Source organism: Ideonella sp. A 288, assembly GCF_002198735.1.
GTDB lineage: Bacteria > Pseudomonadota > Gammaproteobacteria > Burkholderiales > Burkholderiaceae_C > Pseudaquabacterium.
Genome location: NZ_MWLO01000150.1, coordinates 49427 through 67070 on the forward strand (window position 1 = coordinate 49427; position 17644 = coordinate 67070).

15 protein-coding genes are annotated in these 17644 nt (G+C 70.7%); 6 read left to right on the plus strand and 9 right to left on the minus strand.

All coding sequences use genetic code 11. From position 1 onward, the window contains the following. Window positions 1-58 precede the first annotated feature (58 nt). Window positions 59-1633 carry a methyl-accepting chemotaxis protein gene (locus tag EOINJALH_RS33390; protein WP_310732343.1) on the plus strand — a complete coding sequence of 525 codons (1575 nt, stop codon included), beginning with the start codon at window positions 59-61 and terminating at the stop codon, window positions 1631-1633. 79 nt (window positions 1634-1712) lie between these two features. Then, a complete protein-coding gene (locus tag EOINJALH_RS26135) occupies window positions 1713-3860 on the plus strand; it encodes a methyl-accepting chemotaxis protein (RefSeq protein WP_234414055.1) in 2148 nt (715 codons plus the stop codon). 169 nt (window positions 3861-4029) lie between these two features. On the opposite strand, the gene EOINJALH_RS26140 is transcribed toward EOINJALH_RS26135, so the two are convergent. From EOINJALH_RS26140 to EOINJALH_RS26160, 5 genes are all read right to left on the minus strand, one after another. After that, a complete protein-coding gene (locus EOINJALH_RS26140) occupies window positions 4030-4977 on the minus strand; it encodes a 3-keto-5-aminohexanoate cleavage protein (RefSeq protein WP_088285719.1) in 948 nt (315 codons plus the stop codon). Between the two features lie 17 nt (window positions 4978-4994). After that, entirely contained in the window at window positions 4995-5948 is a 954-nt protein-coding gene (locus EOINJALH_RS26145) for a 3-hydroxyacyl-CoA dehydrogenase (protein ID WP_088285721.1), read from the minus strand. A 25-nt stretch (window positions 5949-5973) separates the two neighbouring features. Further along, window positions 5974-8487, minus strand: coding sequence for a branched-chain amino acid ABC transporter ATP-binding protein/permease (locus EOINJALH_RS26150; RefSeq protein WP_088285723.1), 2514 nt, complete (start codon window positions 8485-8487; stop codon window positions 5974-5976). Window positions 8488-8758: 271 nt separating this feature from the next. Next, window positions 8759-9628 carry a branched-chain amino acid ABC transporter permease gene (locus EOINJALH_RS26155; protein ID WP_088285725.1) on the minus strand — a complete coding sequence of 290 codons (870 nt, stop codon included), beginning with the start codon at window positions 9626-9628 and terminating at the stop codon, window positions 8759-8761. 19 nt (window positions 9629-9647) lie between these two features. Next, window positions 9648-10892: an ABC transporter substrate-binding protein gene (locus EOINJALH_RS26160; protein WP_088285727.1), complete on the minus strand. Its 1245-nt coding sequence runs from the start codon at window positions 10890-10892 to the stop codon at window positions 9648-9650. Between the two features lie 241 nt (window positions 10893-11133). Between EOINJALH_RS26160 and EOINJALH_RS26165 the strand changes: the two genes are divergently transcribed. Together EOINJALH_RS26165 and EOINJALH_RS26170 are read left to right on the plus strand one after the other, a co-directional pair. After that, window positions 11134-11805, plus strand: a complete 672-nt coding sequence (locus EOINJALH_RS26165) for a GntR family transcriptional regulator (protein ID WP_088285729.1) — start codon at window positions 11134-11136, stop codon at window positions 11803-11805. An 11-nt stretch (window positions 11806-11816) separates the two neighbouring features. Continuing rightward, on the plus strand, window positions 11817-12593 hold the full coding sequence (locus EOINJALH_RS26170; RefSeq protein ID WP_088285731.1) for an SDR family oxidoreductase: 777 nt from the start codon (window positions 11817-11819) through the stop codon (window positions 12591-12593). A 16-nt stretch (window positions 12594-12609) separates the two neighbouring features. Here EOINJALH_RS26170 and EOINJALH_RS26175 read toward each other — a convergent pair whose 3' ends face one another. Then, window positions 12610-13173, minus strand: coding sequence for a YdeI family protein (locus tag EOINJALH_RS26175; protein WP_088285777.1), 564 nt, complete (start codon window positions 13171-13173; stop codon window positions 12610-12612). A gap of 267 nt (window positions 13174-13440) precedes the next feature. On the opposite strand from EOINJALH_RS26175, the gene EOINJALH_RS26180 reads away from it, so the two are divergent. Beyond that, on the plus strand, window positions 13441-13665 hold the full coding sequence (locus EOINJALH_RS26180) for a hypothetical protein (protein WP_088285733.1): 225 nt from the start codon (window positions 13441-13443) through the stop codon (window positions 13663-13665). 49 nt (window positions 13666-13714) lie between these two features. On the opposite strand, the gene EOINJALH_RS33395 is transcribed toward EOINJALH_RS26180, so the two are convergent. From EOINJALH_RS33395 to EOINJALH_RS26195, 3 genes are all read right to left on the minus strand, one after another. Next, window positions 13715-14785 (minus strand): GNAT family N-acetyltransferase, encoded by a 1071-nt coding sequence (locus EOINJALH_RS33395; protein ID WP_088285735.1) that lies wholly within the window; start codon window positions 14783-14785, stop codon window positions 13715-13717. A 28-nt stretch (window positions 14786-14813) separates the two neighbouring features. Then, a complete protein-coding gene (locus EOINJALH_RS26190) occupies window positions 14814-15881 on the minus strand; it encodes a serine hydrolase (RefSeq protein ID WP_088285737.1) in 1068 nt (355 codons plus the stop codon). A gap of 89 nt (window positions 15882-15970) precedes the next feature. Further along, window positions 15971-16351, minus strand: coding sequence for a cytochrome C552 (locus EOINJALH_RS26195; protein ID WP_088285739.1), 381 nt, complete (start codon window positions 16349-16351; stop codon window positions 15971-15973). 207 nt (window positions 16352-16558) lie between these two features. On the opposite strand from EOINJALH_RS26195, the gene EOINJALH_RS26200 reads away from it, so the two are divergent. Beyond that, window positions 16559-17635 (plus strand): alkene reductase, encoded by a 1077-nt coding sequence (locus tag EOINJALH_RS26200; protein ID WP_088285741.1) that lies wholly within the window; start codon window positions 16559-16561, stop codon window positions 17633-17635. Window positions 17636-17644 lie beyond the last annotated feature (9 nt).

The window sequence follows — 17644 nt, forward strand, 5'->3', positions numbered from 1 at the left end:
ACGCCGCTTCGGCGCATCCCGACACTGCCCCACCCGACCGCACACCAGCCCTCACAACATGATGCTCGCACTGCAACGGATGGGCATGGCCCGCCGCCTGGTCCTCATCGTCGCCAGCGCGCTGGTGGGCATCCTGCTGATGGCTGCCACGGCCCTGGTCACCGAGCGCGGTCTGCTGCTGGAAGAGCGCCGCCGCGCGGTGCGCCACACGGTCGAGACGGCCCATGCCCTGGTGGCGCACCAGCACGCGCTGGCCAAGACCGGCGCCGTCGACGACGCCGAGGCGCAGAAACGCGCCAGGGCCGCGCTCGCCAGCCTGCGCTACGGTGGCGACGAGTACTTCTTCGTCAACGACATGCAGGTGCGCATGGTGATGCACCCGATCAAGCCCGAACTCGACGGCAAGGACCTGTCACAACACCAGGACCCCGCCGGCAAGCGCCTGTTCGTCGAGTTCGTCGAAACGGTCAAGGCCCACGGCGCCGGCTTCGTGTCTTACAAGTGGCCCAAGCCGGGCCACAGCGAGCCTGTGGACAAGCTGACCTACGTGAAGGGCTTCGCGCCCTGGGGCTGGGTCATCGGCTCGGGCGTCTACATCGACACCATCGACGCCGCCATTGCCGAACGGCTGATGCTGTTCGCGGTGGCCGCAATGGTGCTGGCCGGTCTGCTGGGCCTGCTCGGCTGGGCGGTGTCGCACAGCCTGATCACCCAACTGGGCGGCGAGCCGGCCGATGCCGCATCCGCCGCCAGCCGCATCGCCGCGGGCGACCTGGGCGTCGACATCCGCATCGCCGCCCACGACACGAGCAGCCTGATGTTCGCGCTGCGCTCGATGCGCGACGGCCTGTCGGGCCTGGTGAAGGGCGTGCGACACGGCGCCGAATCGGTGGCCACCGCCAGCGGCGAGATCGCCCAGGGCAACCTCGACCTGAGCCAGCGCACCGAACGCCAGGCCACGGCCTTGCAGGAAACCTCGGCCTCGATGGTGCGCCTGGGCCACACCGTTTGCCACAGCGCCGACAACGCCCGCCAGGCCAACCAACTGGCGCAGGGGGCCTCCTCAGTGGCCTCGAGAGGCGGCGAAGAGGTGGCCCAGGTGGTGCAGACCATGAAGGGCATCCACGACAGCGCGAAGAAGATCGCCGACATCACCGGCGTGGTCGACGCCATCGCCTTCCAAACCAACATCCTGGCACTCAACGCCGCGGTCGAGGCCGCCCGCGCCGGCGAGCAAGGCCGAGGGTTCGCGGTGGTGGCCTCCGAGGTGCGCAGCCTGGCCGGCCGCTCGGCCACGGCCGCGCGCGAGATCAAGCAATTGATCGGCGAAAGCGTGGCGCAGGCCGACCACGGCAGTGCGCAGGTGGACCAGGCCCGCGACACCATGGCGGCGGTGGTGCAATCCATCCGCCGCGTCACCGACCTGATGCAGGAGATCAGTTCGGCCAGTGCCGAACAGAGCCAGGGCGTCACCCAGGTCGGCCAGAACGTCTCGCAGATGGACACCGCCACGCAGCAGAACGCCGCGCTGGTGGAAGAAAGCGCCGCCGCCGCCGAAAGCCTGCGATTGCAGGCCGAGCGACTGGTGCAGGCGGTGGCGGTCTTCAACCTGGCGCCGGCCGGGGCTGAGTAGGCGATGCGCTGGGGCCCGTTGGCCCAGGCCGCGCGCCCGGCGCGGTACGGACCCCGTGCGGCCCCGCAGACCGGAGCAAGTGCGAAGGACGACGCAATATTGGTGCGCAACGCACTCATGTCGGGCGCTCCATGGCCGACAACCCTTTGAGCGGCTATCTCCGGCAGGGGTTCGTGCCGCATGGTCCCCGGACACTGAAGAAGATGATCAGATGATGAACACCGTCAGCACGCCGGCCATGCCGCCGGACACCCGACCGCAGCACGGCCGTCACCCCACCGACAACGGATTCTTCAGCCACCACGGCCCCTGGGCTCCTGGCGTGCGCCTGTTCCGGGCACTGCAATTCAAGACCAAGGCCGCCATCGTCTCGGCCGTGTTCCTGGTGCCCATCCTGGCGCTCTCGGCGGCGCTGTTCATGAACTCTCGCGAGGTGATCGACTTCGCCGAGAAGGAACGCACCGGCGTCGCCACATTGCGTGCGCTGATGCCGGTCTTCGAAAGCGTGCTCGAGGTCCGCAATGCCACGCGGTCCGGCCTGGGCGGTTTCGATGCCACCGACGACTACCGCAGCGCCCGCGAGAAGACCGACCGGGCGATCTCCGAGTTGACGTCGAGCGTCCGCGGCGCAGGCGATCCGCTGGCCCTGCTGCCCCTGGTCACGGCGCTGCAGTCGGCCTGGCAGGCCACGGCGAGCGCCAGGAACGGTGCAGACGACAAGGGCCGCACGGTCTTCGGCCCGGTCACCACCTCGCTGGTGGCCTTGCTGACCAAGGTCGGCGACGACTCGAACCTCGTCCTCGACCCGGACCTCGACAGCTTCTACATGGTCAATGCCATGGTGCTGGCCATGCCGGCGGCCGCCGAGGACCTCGGGCAGGTCTGGGGATGGGGCACCTATGCGCTGGCCAAGGGGGGGCTGGACGACAAACAGGCCAAGCGACTGGCGGCCTGGAGCTCGAACGCCGAGGCGCGATTGATCGAAGCACGATCCCACTTCAATCGCGCCGCCAAGGCCAATCCCGGGTTGGCACGTCACCTGGACCTCGCGCCGCTCGAGGCAGCAATCGCCTTCCAGAAGGCTGCCACCGCCTCGGCAGAGTCCGGAAAGGGCGAGGTGGGCAAGCTCTACGCGGACGGCAAGGCGGCCACGACGGGCCTCTTCAAGGTGTATGCCAAGGGGCTGACCGCACTCGACGACTTGCTGACGGCTCGCGCCGGCAGGGTCAGGCGGGCAGGATTGGTCGCGATTGTGCTGGTGGCCTCCAGCATCCTGCTGGCCAGCTACCTCTTCTATGCCTTCTTCCTGGTCACCCAGGGTGGGCTCGGAGAGGTCAGGCGCCACCTCGAAGCAATGACCAGCGGCGACCTGACCACCAGCCCCAACCCCTGGGGCAAGGACGAGGCCGCGAGCCTGATGCTGTCGCTGCGCGACATGCAGGCCTCGCTGCGAACCATCGTCGCGCGGGTGCGCGGTTCGTCGGAATCGATCGTCCACGCGAGCACGGAAATCGCCAGCGCGTCGATGGACCTGTCCTCGCGCACGGAGCAGACGGCGGCCAACCTGCAGGAGACCTCGGCGTCGATGGAGGAGATTGCCTCGACCGTCAAGCACACCGCGGACAGCGTGGGCCAGGCGGCCGCAGTGGCCACGACCAACTCCCGGTCGGCGGCGCGCGGCGGCACAGCGGTGGGCGAGGTGGTGAGCACCATGCAAGGCATCAATGCCTCGTCGAAGCAGATCGGCGACATCATCGGCACGATCGACGGCATCGCGTTCCAGACCAACATCCTGGCGCTGAATGCCGCCGTCGAAGCGGCGCGCGCCGGTGAGCAGGGACGCGGCTTTGCCGTGGTCGCCAGCGAGGTGCGAATCCTGGCCCAGCGCAGCGCGCAGGCCGCACGCGAGATCCGGGTGCTGATCACCGGCAGCGTGGCCCAGGCAGAGTCTGCCAGCCAGGTGGTGCTCGGGGCCGGTGATGCCATGCAGGAACTGGTCGGCAACGCGAACCGAATGCACGATCTGCTGTCCGAGATCTCGACCGCGTCCGCGGAACAGAGCAAGGGCGTGGCGCAGGTGGGCGCATCGGTCAGCGAACTGGACCGGATGACGCAGCAGAACGCTGCGCTGGTGGAACAGACCGCGGCGGCGGCCTCCGCACTGAAGGATCAGGCGATCGGCCTGGCCACCGAAGTGGCGCGCTTCAGGCTGCCCGCCCACGCCTGATCCCGGACGGCGCACACCCGTGTGCCGACCCTGCGGTGCCACTCGCCTGTCCCGCCAGGCGGTCGGTCCGCTGCGGCCGACCTCGGGGTGCTCCCAGGTCGATGGGGTGTCGCCAGCGTCCCTGCTTCCCGCAGCGGGTCGGACGCCAAGAGAGAGCGTCCTTGGGGCTCTAGAAGTTGACCTTGTCGCCGCCCTTGAGCTGCAGCATCTCGCGCGCTTCGTCGGAGCTGGCCACCTCCAGGCCCAGGCCCTCGATGACCTGACGGATGGCACGCACCTGTTGCGCGTTGCTCTCGGCCAGCTGGCCGGGGCCGATCCACAGCGAATCTTCCAGGCCCACGCGCACGTTGCCACCCAGCGCCAGCGACTGCGTGGCGATGGGCAGCTGGTTGCGGCCGGCGCCGAGCACGCTCCAGAAGTAGTCGTCGCCGAACAGGCGGTCGGCCGTGCGCTTCATGTGCGCCACGTCTTCGGGGTGCGGGCCGATGCCGCCCAGGATGCCGAACACCGACTGGATGAAGAACGGTGCCTTGACCAGCCCGCGGTCGGCGAAGTGCCGCAGCGTGTAGAGGTGGCCGATGTCGTAACACTCGATCTCGAAGCGGGTGTGGTTGGCCGCGCAGGTGGTCAGGATGTTGGCGATGTCGGCGAAGGTGTTCTTGAAGATGCGGTCGTGCGAGCCTTCGAGGTAGGGCCGCTCCCAGTCGAACTTGAAATCGTCGAAGCGCCCCAGCATCGGGTACAGGCCGAAGTTCATCGAGCCCATGTTCAGCGAGGCCACCTCGGGCTTGAAGTGCGCACAGGGCTGCAGCCGCTCTTCCACGCCCATGGTCGGCGCGCCGCCGGTGGTGATGTTGATCACCGCGTCGCAGGCTTGGCGGATGCGCGTCAGGAAGGGCGCGAAGGCCTCGGGCCGCTGGTCGGGCTTGCCATTGACCGGGTCTCGTGCGTGCAGGTGCACCAGCGCGGCGCCGGCGGCGTGCGCGCCGAGCGCGGCCTCGGCGATCTCGTCGGCCGTGATCGGCAGGTGCGGCGACATGCTCGGCGTGTGGATGGCGCCGGTGACCGCGCAGGTGATCATCACCTTGCGGCGCTTGGGTTTGGACGGGGTGGACATGCGGTGCTCTCCTTCGGTCAGGAATCCTGCCAGGGCTTGCGCCCTCGCTTGTGAGCGGCCAGCGCCGCCAATCGGTCGTTGCGCCACAGGCTCTTGCGGGCCACGTCGGCCGGCTCGGGCGCCGGGCCCCAGGCGTCGGCGGCCTTCTGCCACTGGTCGTCGTCCCACACCCGGGCCGTGGGCAGGTCGGCCATGTAGCGCCGGAACCAGGGCGTGTAGCGCTGGCAGTAGTCGGCGATGCCGCCGGGCGCATTGAGCTCGATGGTCTCGAACGGGCCCATGAAGGCCCAGCGCAGGCCCAGGCCGTCGGCGATGGTGTGGTCCAGGTCCTTCGGGCTGACCACGCCCTCCTGAACCAGGCGGAAGGCTTCGGTGAGCAACGCCACCTGCAGGCGGTTGAGCACGAAGCCGTCGATCTCTCGCTTCACGTCGATGGGCACCTGTCCCACCGCGCGCATCACCGCATCGGCGCGGGCCTTGGTGTCGGCGCTGGTCCAGGGCGCGCCGCACAGTTCGACCACCGGCACCAGGTGCGGCGGGTTCACCGGGTGGGCGACGATGCAGCGGTCTCGGCCCGCCAGGTCGGCCGTGAACTGCGAGGCCACGATGGCCGACGTGGATGACGCCAGCACGCAGCCGGCCGGCGCCGCAGCGTCCAGCGCCGCGAAGGTGGCGAGCTTGACCTCCAGTGTCTCGGGGCCGCTTTCCTGCACGTAGCGGGCGCCGCGCACCGCGTCGGCCAGCGTGGCCACCACCTGCACCCGCTGCGCCGCCGCGGCGGAGTCGTCGACCAGGCCGTGCGCCTGCAGGTCGTGCAGCGACTGAGCGATCTGCGCGTGCGCTGCCGCCCGCTGCGGCTCGCTCGGGTCCCACACCTGCACGCGCCAGCCGGCGCGGGCGAAGACGTTGGCCCACGAGCGGCCGATGAGGCCGGCCCCGACGATGCCGACGATGTCTGCTTGCTGATCCATGCCGATGCCTTTGTATGCCATGTGGCTACAGCCACAACACCTTGCGCCGCAGTTCGAGGTCGCGCGACAGCGCCCCCGAGTCGCCGATGTGGGTGACGGTGCCACGCTCCAGCGCCACGGTGCGGTCGGACAGCGCCAGCGCCAGGTCGAGGTGGTGGTCGACGATCAGGATCGCCACCTCGTGGCGAAGCTTGTCGAAGGCCTCGAACAGTTCCTCAACGATCGCCGGTGCCAGCCCCTCGAAGGGCTCGTCGAGCAGCAGCACGCGGGTGTCGCCCGACAGCGCGCGCGCCACCGCCACCATCTGCTGCTCGCCGCCCGACAGGTAGTCGGCGGGCGAGCGCCAACGCTCCTTGATGCGCGGGAAGAAGCTGAAGATCTTGTCCTCGTCCCAGTAGGTGCCGGCCTGGTTGCGGCGCTTGAGCCGGCCGAGTTCCATGTTCTCGGCCACCGACATGCCGGCGAACAGGCCGCGGCCCTGCGGCACGTAGGCCACGCCGCGGCGAGCGATCTCGGACGAGGGCCGGCGCGCCAGGGCCTCGCTGCCCAGCAGGATCTGGCCCGACGCCGGCGGGCTGACGCCGATGATGGTCTTCAGCAGCGTCGACTTGCCCGCGCCGTTGCGGCCCAGCAGCGCGACGATCTCGCGGTCGTGCACCTCGAAGCCCACGTCGTGCAGGATGTGGCTCTTGCCGTAGAAGGTGTTCACCCCGTCGAGCTTCAACAGCACGCTGGGCTGCGCCGCGCTGGCGCGTTCGATGGCCGCCAGCGCGTGCGAGCCGGCCCCGATGTACACCGCCTGCACCTGCGGCGAATCGCGCGCGTCGTCCACGGTGCCGTCGACCAGCACCTCGCCGTCGTTCATCACCGTCACCGCATCGGCCAGCGCGAACACGCGGTCGATGTCGTGCTCGACCAGCAGCACCGGCAACTCCGTCGAGATGCCCTTGATCAGCAGGCCCACGCGCTCGCGCTCGGCCGCGGCCAGGCCGGCCAGCGGCTCGTCGAGCAGCAGCACGCGCGGCCGGGTGGCCAGCGCCAGCGCCATGTCGAGCAGTCGCTGGCCGCCGTAGGACAGCGACCCGGCCTGCGCCCCTTCGACACCGCCCAGGCCCATCGTGCGCAGCACCTCGGCGGCGTCGCGGTTGACGTCGGCCATGGCGGCGGCGTCGGTCCACACCGCGAAGCGCAAGGGGTGCCGCGCCTGCACCGCCAGGCGGATGTTCTCGGCCACCGACAGCGTGGCGAACAGGTTGGTGATCTGGAACGAGCGGCCGATGCCGGCCTCGGTGATGGCCTCGGGCGACAGCCCCGCGATCGGGCGGCCGGCCAGCGTCACCGTGCCGCGGTCGGGCGCGAACAGGCCCGAGATCAGGTTGAAGGCGGTCGTCTTGCCGGCGCCGTTGGGGCCGATCAGCGCGTGCAGCGTGCGGTCGCGCAGCCGCAGCGACACATCTTTGAGGGCGCGGATGCCACCGAAGCTCTTGCCCAGGCCCTCGGCCACCAGGATGGCCTCGTCGCCGCCGCGCGGCGGGCGCAGGAACTCGGGCAGCGTCACCGTGCCGGCCAGGCGCTGCGCCATCGCGGCGTCGTCGACCACCGTCTTGCGCCAGCGCGCCGTGGCGCGCTCGTACAGGCCCACCAGGCCGGTGGGCGAGAACACGATGAAGGCCACGAACAGGATGCCGAAGAACAGCAGCCAGTTCTCGGTGACGCGCGACAGCGAGTCGCGGAAGATCACGAAGAACAGCGCCCCCAGTGCCGGCCCCAGGAACGAGCGCATGCCGCCGATGATCACCATCGCCAGCAGTTCGCCCGAGAAGGCCACCGAGATGGGCTCGGCCGAGGTCATGCGGTTGTTGAAGGCCAGCAGCATGCCGGCCAGCCCGGTGAGCGCGGCCGACACGACGAAGGCGGTGAGCTTGACGCGGTTGGTGGGATAACCCACGAAGCGCGCGCGCTGTTCGTTCTCGCGGATGGCCACCAGCACCGTGCCCAGCGGCGAGCGGTGGAAGCGCCACAGCGCCAGCACGGCCATGAAGGCGACGCCGGCCACCAGCGCGTAGTAGGTGGCCGCGCTGTCGAACGACACGCCCGCCAGCACCGGCCGGGTGATGCCGCCCAGGCCGTTCTCGCCGCCGGTGACCTCGGTCCAGCGGAAGGCCACCGAGTACAGCATCGCCGACAGCGCCAGCGTGAGCAGCGAAAAGTACACGCCGCGGCGCCGCAGGATCAGGAACCCGAAGCCCCAGGCGATGGCGATGACCACGCCCAGCCCCAGCGCCAGCGGCGCGAAGAAGCTGCCCGGGAACAGGTCGCGCTGCCCCATCGCCGCGGCATAGGCGGCCAGGCCGAACCAGGCGCCGTGGCCGAAGGAGGTGAGGCCCGAGTAGCCGACCAGGATGTTCAGCGCCATGCAGGCCAGCGCGAAGATCACCACCTCGGTAGCCGAGGTGATGCCCATGCCCAGCGAGGTGAGCACGAAGGGCAGCAGCACCAGGGCCAGCGCGGCAACGAGGAGATCGCGGGTCTGGGGCATGGGCTAGGGCCTGTTAACGCCATGGGAGGTCACGCGCCGCCACCTGGCAGGCCCCAGGGCTAGGCGCGGCCGAGGCCGCGTGCCGTTGGCACGCAACGAGGGCGCAACGACGCCCTGGGGCCTGCCAGGTGGCGGCCCGCAGGGTGATCTCAGCAAACGGGTGCCAGCGGCGTTGCACGGCTTGCCCAGGCGGCCAGCCTGGGCTGCGCCGCGCGCCTTGCTGGCGTCCGTTTGCTGAGTCACGCGTGACCTCCCATGGCGATAACAGGCCCTATTCGAACCGCTGGATGCGGTCGCCGAACAGCCCGCGGGGCCGCACCAGCAGCACCACCAGCATCAGCAGGTAGATGGCCGCCTCGGAATACTGCGAATAGCCAGCGGCGGTGACCACGCCCTTGGTCAGGCCCACCACCAGCGCCGCCAGCACCACGCCCCAGAACGAGCCCAGGCCGCCGATCACCACCACCACGAAGGCGGCGGTGATGATCTCGGCGCCCATGGCCGGGTGGATGGTGAAGATGGGCGCCAGCATCACGCCGGCCAGCCCGGCCAGGCCGATGCCCAGGAAGGCGATCGCCGCCATGTAGGGCTCGAGCGAGATGCCCAGCGCTCCGACCATGTCGGGGTTCTGCACGCCGGCGCGCACCACGCGGCCGAAGGGCGTGCGCTGCAGCAGCCACCACAGCCCGCCCACGCACGAGGCCGCCACGGCCAGCAGCAACAGCCGGTAGCGCGGGTAGACAAAATCGCCGACGAAGACCTGGCCGCGCAGTTCCTGCGGTATCGACCACGACAGCGGCGGCGCGCCGTACACCATGCGCAGCGCCTGCTCGGCCACCATGGCCAGGCCGAAGGTGAGCAGCAGCGACAGCGCCGGATCGGCCTTGTAGAAGCGGCGGAACAGCACCCGCTCGACCACCACGCCGAGCACGCCGACGATCAGCGGCGACAGCAGCACCGCGCCGGTGAAGCCGAGCGACTGCCCGATGCTCACCGCCAGGTAGGCGCCGATCGCGTAGAACGCGCCGTGCGCCAGGTTGACGATGCCGCCCAGCGAGAAGATCAGCGACAGCCCGAGCGCGATCAGCAGGTAGTAGGCCCCGGCCAGCAGGCCGTTGAGCAGGTGTTGGACGAAGAGCACGGGGCAGGGAAGCGGGCGCTCAGCCCATCTTGCATTCGTTCTCTTCGGCGGTGGTGGCGATGACCTCGAGCGATTCGCCCGCGGCCGGCACCGGCGCCGACGAGCGGAAGATGTCGAAGTTGTTCTTGATCTCGCCCGCCGGCAAGGCCTGCACGGTGTACATCTCGTGCATCATCTGGTGGTCGGACTTGCGGAAGTAGCCTTCGCGCGTCTTCATCAGCCCGAACGTGGCGCCCTTCTCGAAGTGCTCCACCAGCTTGACGGAATCGGTGGACTTGGTCTCGGCCATCGCCTGCGCCGTGAGCTTGATGGCGTTGTAGTCGCCCCAGGCCTGGTTCTCGGGCGGCCGGTTGTAGCGCTTGACGAAGTCGGCGACGAACTTCTTGGTGGCCGGCGTGTCGATCAGGTGGTGCCACACCACCGGCCAGGTGCCGAGGAAGTTGCCCTTGCCCGCCGCCCAGGCCAGCGCGGTGTCGAAGCCGAAGCCGGCCACCGGGAAGTTGAGGCCAAACTCGGAATACTGCTTCAGGAAGCTGGTGATCTGGTTGCCCGCCAGGTTGGAGATCACCAGGTCGGGTTTGGCGTTGCGGATCTCGAGCAGCAGCGGCGAGAAATCGGTGGCGTCGGTGGGCACCAGCTTGTCGGCCGCGAAGTCGCCGCCGTTGGCCGACATGAAGCGCTTGGACACGCGCAGCAGGTCATGGCCGAAGGCGTAGTCGGCCGTCAGCGAGAACCACTTCTTGCCCTTCACCAGGCCCTGGGCCATCAGCGAACGGCCGCAGGTCTTGACGTACATCGAGTTCTGGCTCTCGATGTGGAACATGAACTTCTTGCAGTTCTTGCCGCGCAACTCGTCCGAATTGGCGCCGGTGTTGATGAACAGCGTCTTGGTGCGCTCGGCCACCTGGCTGATGGTGAGCGCCGAGGCCGACGAGATCTCGCCGATGATGCAGGCCACCTTGTCGCGCTCGATCATGCGCTCGGCCTTGGTCGACGCGGTCTGCGGGTTGACCGAATCCTCCTTCAGCAGCTCGACCTTGCGGCCATTGATGCCGCCGGCGGCGTTGATCTCGGCCACCGCCATGTCGGCGGCCTGCACCGCGAACTCGCCCAGCGGCCCCAGGAAGCCGGTGCGCGGCGTGAGGTGGCCGATGCGGATGACGTCGGACTGCGCGCGGATCAGCGCCGGAAATCCCAGCACGGCCGCGCCGACCGACGCGCCCAGCAGCACGCTGCGGCGTTGGGTATCGATGGAATCGCTCATGCCTGTCTCCCGATGTGAAGGGTGGGTGCACCGCTGCGGCGGCGCAGGGTACGCACGGTGCGCCGGCCGTGGCGCCGGCCTGTGCCGTGGGGCACATTCCGGCTTGCCAGCATCTGTGATCACAGTTATCGTGCCTGCAATCCCTCGGCTTGTCCAGGGCGGCCGCCTACCGACAAACCCGGCCACGCCGGCCCCCCTGGCCTCCCCTAAGATCGGCCGAACGCCACTCCCGCCCCGCCGCATGCCGACCCCCGACGACACCCTGGGCGCCCAGGTGCTGGCCCACCTGCGGGCCCAGCTGATCACCGGTATGCTGGCGCCGGGCGACCGGCTGTCGCTGCGCGGCCTGGGCCAGCAGCTGGGCGTGTCGATGCAGCCGGTGCGCGACGCGGTGTCGCGCCTGGTGGCCGAGCGCGCGCTCGAGGTCACGCCCAAGCGATCGGTGCAGGTGCCGCTGATGACCGCGCCGCAGTTTCGCGAGCTGACCACCATCCGGCAGGGCATCGAGGGTTTCGCCGCCGAGCAGGCCGCGCTGCGCCGCGGCGGCAGCGAACTGGCCGAACTGCGCCGGCTCGACGCCACCTTCCGCCGCGAGAGCAAGCACCGCACCCCCGACATCGACGCGGCCATCGCCGCCAACGCCCGGCTGCACTTCGCGGTCTACCGCGCCGCCGGCATGCCCGCGCTCACGGCCATCATCGAAGGGCTGTGGCTGCGCATCGGGCCGCTGCTCAACCTCGACCTGCGCTCGGGCCCGGGCCGGCTGGCCAGCGGCGTGGCGGTGCGTTGCCATGCAGCGATGCTGGACGGCATCGAGCGCGGCGACTCCGCCGCCGCGCGCGCGGCCCTGCTCGAGGACATCGGCAGCACCGCGGCCTTCATCGAAGCGCGCGGCGTGCTGCCACCACACTGAGAGAGAACACCATGGATCTGGGCATCAAGGGTTTGCGGGTGATGGTCTCGGCCGGCGCCAACGGCATCGGCCTGGCGATCGCACGGTCGTTCGTCGCCGAAGGCGCGCGGGTGGCGGTGTGCGACGTGGATGCCGCCGCACTGGCCGCGCTGGCGCGCACCGACCCCACGCTGCACGCCAGCAACTGCGACGTGTCGCAGCGCGACCAGGTGGGGCGGTGGTTCGACGCGGCACTGGCCCACCTGGGCGGGCTCGACTGCCTGGTCAACAACGCCGGCATCGCCGGCCCCACCGGCACGGTCGACACCATCGCCCCGGAAGACTGGGACCGCTGCATCGCGGTCGACCTCACCGGCCAGTTCAACTGCGTGCGCCTGGCCGTGCCGGCGCTGCGCGCGTCGGCCAACGCCAGCATCGTCAATGTCTCGTCGCTGGCCGGCCGCCTGGGCTTCGCGCTGCGCACGCCCTACGCCGCGGCCAAGTGGGGCGTGATCGGGCTGATGCGCTCGCTGGCCGTCGAACTGGGCCCCGACCAGATCCGCGTCAATGCGCTGCTGCCCGGCGTGGTGTCCGGCGAGCGCCAGCAGCGCGTGCTCACCGCCAAGGCGCAGGCCCGCGGCGTGTCGTTCGAGGAGGTCGAGCGCGCCGCCTTTGCCGGCACCTCGATCAAGCAGTACGTGACGCCGGAGCAGCTGGCCGACTACGTGGTGTACCTGTCCAGCCCGCGCGCCGCCACGATCTCGGGGCAGGCGCTGTCGGTGTGCGGCGACACCAACATGCTGAGCTGAGCGCCCTCTCGCCCGCTCACACGCGCAAGCCCTGCGCCGACGCCTCGATGAGCTTGTCGAGGCGGGCCTGGCGCGTGTCCGGCCGCTTGGCGCTGACGATGCGCCACACCGCCAGGTGGCGGTAGCCGGGCGGCTGGGCCTCGAAGAACGCCCAGGCCTGGCGGTGCGCGCGGAACCGCGCCTCGTCGGCCGCGTCCAGCACCGCCTGCGCGGCCTGCTCGTAGGCGTAGACCTTCGACCTGGCCTCGCGCCGCTGCGCGAACGCCGCCAGGCCCGCCGGCGTCATGCGGCCCTCGGCCTGCAGCACCCGCACGCGCTCGATGTTGACAGCGCTCCAGGTGGAGGTGGGCTTGCGCGGCGTGAAGCGGATCTTGTACGAGTGCTCGTCGATGCGGGCGCGCACGCCGTCGATCCAGCCGACGCACAGCGCCTCGTCCACCGACTCGGGCCAGGTCATGCTGGGGCGGCCGCTGTCGCGCTTGTGGAAGCCGACGATCAGCTGCGGCTCGGTGGCGCCATGCGCGGCCAGCCAGGCACCGAACTCACGGGCGGTGGCAAAGAAGGTGGGCATGGCGGCCATGATGCCGCATGCGCCTGCGCAGCCCACGGTGCGGGCGCAGGGGCATCGCGGGCCCGCCTGCGGCAGCAATGCACGGACGGCTCGCACCCGGCGCAATATGGCGTGCCGCGGCGCCCATGTTCGACCGATCGGGCCGTCCGACGGCGGCGCAGTATCCGATCACACACCGGGCGCAGTCCGTGCCCGGGCAAGACCAGAGCGGTTGGCGCACCCGGCACCCGGGCGTGGCCCGACGGCTCACCGTCGGACCACGCAAAGGACACGATCATGGGCTCCCACGCATGTGCCAGGCCGGCCAACCCTGCCGCCGCCTCCCACGAGCTTCGCTTCGCCTCGCTCTTCAACCCCGGCCGCGGCGTCGCCGTGCCCTGCGACGAGGCGGGCCACGTCGACCTCGACACCCTGTCCGAGCGGCTGCGCAACGCCTACCTGGGCGCGCGGGTGCTGGTGGGGCGCGAGTACTCGCACCCGATCGTCCGTCCCGCGCACTGAACGCGCCGGTCAGACCTGGCCACCAGGTCGGCCCCGGGCCCTCGCGGCCTCACGGGCGCCGGCCCGGGCGCTCCATGGCCACCTCGGAGCGTTGGAAGCCCAGCGCCTTGTAGAACGCGCTGACCCCACCGCGGCCCGCGCGCAGCACCCAGGTCATCTCGGGGTTGGTGCCCATCGCGGTGCGGACGAGCCGGCTGCCGACGCCCTGGCCACGGTGGGCTTCGTCCACCACCACCATCGAGATGTAGCTGTTGAACAGGCCATCGCTCAGCGCCCGCAGGAAGCCGATCACCTGGCCATCGCGCACGGCCACCAGGCAGATCGGCGACCGGCGCAGCAGCTCGGCGAACACCGAGGGATCGGCCACGCGCGGGCCCCACCCGTTGGCGTCGAGCAGCACGCGCGCCGCCTCGATCTCGTCGGGCGACAGGGGCGATCGGATCTGCAGGTCGCGGCCATCGGCCATCGCCGGCGCGGGCGGGGCTTCCACCGGCCGGCAGGTGCCCTCGCCATAGGGTGCGGCGCGGAACTCCGGCAAGGCCTCCGCCGCCGCCGACAAGGCCACCAAATGCGGAAAGCCCGCCGCCGGCACCACCTGCGGCAGCGTGCGCTGCGCGAAATGCCAGGCCACGGCCACGCTGACGCCCGCCTGCCGCAAGGCCGCCGACGTCGACACCTCGATCGGCCGCGCCGCCAGGGCCTGCTCCAGTGCCCCGCAGGCGCCCAGCAGTTGCGCCGTGACGCGGTCGACCCAGGGCGCGTGCTGCTTCTCGGGCGGCCGCAGCCCGCGCTCGTAGATGAGCTGGCCGCTCTTCTCGCAGACGGCCAGCGCCAGGCCGATCAGCCGCAGGTCGTGCTGCCGGTCGTGCAGGGTCGACGGCATCAGCGTGCGCGGTCGGGCCAGCGCCTCGGCGTAGTCGAGGATCAACGTCGAATCCATCAGCAGCTCGCCGTCGTCGCACACCAGCGTGGGGGCCTTGACGGCGGGGTTGATCTGCCGGAACTCGTCGAAGGTGCGGAACACCGACAGCGACTGGTGCTCGAAGCGCAGGCCCAGCAGTTGCAGCGAGATGGCCACCCGCCGCACGAAGGGTGAATCGAGCATGCCGACGAGCTTCATGGGGGCTCCTGTGCCGAGGGGTCCGGTCTCACGCCATGGCCAGCGCCGCGCCCACCCGCCGCACGAAGCCCGCGGTGTGCGCGGGGTCGAGCCAGCGCACCACCACCACCGCGTCGAAGGCCGGCTCGACCCAGGTGAGGTGACCGCCCGCGCCGACCATGAAGCTGGCCTCCGGCGACGCGCCGGGAAAGGCCGTGCCGCCGGGGTTCAGCCACATCAGCCAGCCGTAGAACGGCGCGGAGGCGCTGGGCGCGCGCATTCGCCGCACCCAGTCGGCCGGCACCAGTTGGTGGCCGTCGTGCAGGCCGTCGTCCAGCAGCAGTTGCCCGACGCGCGCCTGGTCTCGTGCGCCGATCGACACGCCGCCGCCCCAGTGCGTGCCCCCCGGCACCGATTGCACGCGGCGGCCGTTCAATTCCAGCCAGGCGTCGTCGTAGCCGCGCCAGCGCCAATCGGCCGACGCGCCCAGCGGCCGCATCACGGCCTGGTCGAACACCTCGGGCAGCGGCTGGCCGAACAGGTGCAGCAGCGCCAGTGCCAGCTGGTTGATGCGCACGTCGTTGTATTCCCAGTAGCTGCCAGGCGATTGCAGCGGCCGCGCATCGCCCTTGCGGCCGCCGGGCGGGCGCGGGTCGTGCGCCACCTGGCGCCAGCGGTCCACGGTGTCGGGCAGGCCGAAGCAGCTGCCTTCCCATTCGCTGGTCTGCTCGAGCAGGTGGCGCCAGGTGACGGCGCGGTTGTGCGCGCTGTCGAAGCCGATGCCGGGCACGCGCGCCACCACCGGTTCGTCCACGTCGGGCAGCAGGCCGCGGCCATGGGCCACGCCGGCCAGCAGCGCCAGGTAGGTCTTGGCCACGCTGAAGGTCAGGTCGGCGCGCTCGGGATCGCCCCAGGCCACCACTTCGCGGCCATGGCGCCACACCACGCCCGACACGCCGCCGCGCGGGTGCACCGGGCCGCGCAGGCGGTTGAAGGGCGGCGGGTCGTCGTGGTGCACGCCCCAACGGGCCGGGTCGGCCGCAGGGTCACGCGGCCAGGGCACTTCATGCGCCTCGGCAAAGGCAATGGGTTCGTCCCAGGGAGCGGTCGTCGTCATGGCGGTGGTGCGGGCCTGCCCGCGGGCGTGCGTGCGGTGCCGCCACTGTAGGCGATGCGACGCCCGCCCGGCAGGCGCTGTGGTGCAGGCTATGGCACCAGCACGAGGATCCAGTTCACCAGCACCCGCGCATCGTCTTCGGCGATCGCTACGGCGTTGGGCGGCATCGCCACGTTGCTGACCTTGCCCACCCAATGCCGGGCATTCGGGTTCGAGCCGGTCATCACGATGCGTGTCAGCCGGTCGGAGGCCGCGGGGTCGTCGCGGTACTTGATGGCGATGTCGCGCCACGCCGGGGCGATGGGCGGCAGCCCGTCGGCGCGCCTGGGCGCCGGCAGGAGGGTGTGGCAGGCCATGCAACCGCTGGCGTTGGCACGCTGCAGCATGGCCGCGTCGTTCTCGGCCCGGTTGGCGTGGACGACAGGGGTGGCGACGAACAGCGCGGCCATCGCGCACGACAGGATTCGCATCGAGGTTCTCTGGACAGGACGGCCCCAGCGTACGCAATCGGCCCCGCCGCAGCTTGATGGGAGTCAACGCAGAGGCCCTGCGGCCACAGCGCGTCGGTGCGCACCTATCATGGCCCGCCCCGGCGGCCATGGCGTCGCGAGCCGCTCCCGGCCAGGACGACGCGCCTGGCCCTCGAATCTCCCCTGTTCCCCTTTGCTGGAGTCACGATGCTCTTCGACCCTGTCCTCGTCCGCTCGCTGCCGCTCGCCAACCGCACGGTGATGGCGCCGATGACGCGCAGCCGCGCCGTCGACCACAACACCCCCAACGCCCTGATGGCCGAGTACTACGGCCAGCGCGCCTCGGCCGGCCTGATCGTCACCGAAGGCACGGCGCCCTCCCCCAACGGCCTGGGCTATGCCCGCATCCCGGGGCTCTTCAACGACGCCCAGGTGCGCGGCTGGAAGCTCGTCACCGACGCCGTGCACGCCAAGGGCGGCAAGATCGTCGTGCAGCTGATGCACACCGGCCGCGTCACCCACGTGGCCAACCTGCCGGCCGGCGCCGAAGTGCTCGGCCCAGGGGCCGAAGTCTGCCCCGGCGAGATGTACACCGACGCGCACGCCATGCAACCGCACAGCGCCCCGCGCGCGATGACCGAGGCCGACATCGCCCACGCCGTGGGCGAATACGCGCAATCGGCCCGGCTGGCCATCGAGGCCGGCTTCGATGGCGTGGAGCTGCATGCCGCCAACGGCTACCTGATCGAGCAGTTCCTCAATGCCAACGTGAACCTGCGCACCGATGGCTATGGCGGCAGCCCGCAGGGCCGCAACCGCTTTGCGATCGAGGTGGCCCGCGCCTGCGCGGCCGCCATCGGCGGCCAGCGCGTCGGCATCCGCCTGTCGCCCTATGGCGTGTTCAACGGCACCGGGCCCTATCCCGACGTCGACGCGCAGTACCTGGCGCTGGTCGGCGAGCTCTCGACGCTGGGACTGCTGTACCTGCATGTGCTGGACCATTCCGCGATGGGTGCACCGCCGGTGCCGGCCGAACTGAAGGCCCGGCTGCGCGGCGCCTTCAGCGGCCCGTTCATGCTGGCCGGTGGTTTCGACGGGGCCAGCGCGGAGCAGGCGCTGGTGGCGGGGCAGGCCGACCTCATCGCCTTCGGCCGTCCGTTCCTGGCCAACCCCGACCTGGTCGAGCGCCTGCGCGTGGGTGCAGACCTCAACGCGCCTGACATGTCCACCTTCTACACACCCGGCCCCAAGGGCTACACCGACTATCCGACGCTTGCGGCCTGAGCGGCCGCC

Coding starts and splice junctions, on each gene's coding strand:
- EOINJALH_RS33395 (WP_088285735.1), bottom strand. CDS start 14,785: ATGAAGCTCGTCGGCATGCTCGATTCACCCTTCGTGCGGCGGGTGGCC.
- EOINJALH_RS26190 (WP_088285737.1), bottom strand. CDS start 15,881: ATGACGACGACCGCTCCCTGGGACGAACCCATTGCCTTTGCCGAGGCG.
- EOINJALH_RS26145 (WP_088285721.1), bottom strand. CDS start 5,948: ATGGATCAGCAAGCAGACATCGTCGGCATCGTCGGGGCCGGCCTCATC.
- EOINJALH_RS26175 (WP_088285777.1), bottom strand. CDS start 13,173: ATGGCCGCCATGCCCACCTTCTTTGCCACCGCCCGTGAGTTCGGTGCC.
- EOINJALH_RS26170 (WP_088285731.1), top strand. CDS start 11,817: ATGGATCTGGGCATCAAGGGTTTGCGGGTGATGGTCTCGGCCGGCGCC.
- EOINJALH_RS26140 (WP_088285719.1), bottom strand. CDS start 4,977: ATGTCCACCCCGTCCAAACCCAAGCGCCGCAAGGTGATGATCACCTGC.
- EOINJALH_RS33390 (WP_310732343.1), top strand. CDS start 59: ATGATGCTCGCACTGCAACGGATGGGCATGGCCCGCCGCCTGGTCCTC.
- EOINJALH_RS26195 (WP_088285739.1), bottom strand. CDS start 16,351: ATGCGAATCCTGTCGTGCGCGATGGCCGCGCTGTTCGTCGCCACCCCT.
- EOINJALH_RS26165 (WP_088285729.1), top strand. CDS start 11,134: ATGCCGACCCCCGACGACACCCTGGGCGCCCAGGTGCTGGCCCACCTG.
- EOINJALH_RS26160 (WP_088285727.1), bottom strand. CDS start 10,892: ATGAGCGATTCCATCGATACCCAACGCCGCAGCGTGCTGCTGGGCGCG.
- EOINJALH_RS26180 (WP_088285733.1), top strand. CDS start 13,441: ATGGGCTCCCACGCATGTGCCAGGCCGGCCAACCCTGCCGCCGCCTCC.
- EOINJALH_RS26150 (WP_088285723.1), bottom strand. CDS start 8,487: ATGCCCCAGACCCGCGATCTCCTCGTTGCCGCGCTGGCCCTGGTGCTG.
- EOINJALH_RS26200 (WP_088285741.1), top strand. CDS start 16,559: ATGCTCTTCGACCCTGTCCTCGTCCGCTCGCTGCCGCTCGCCAACCGC.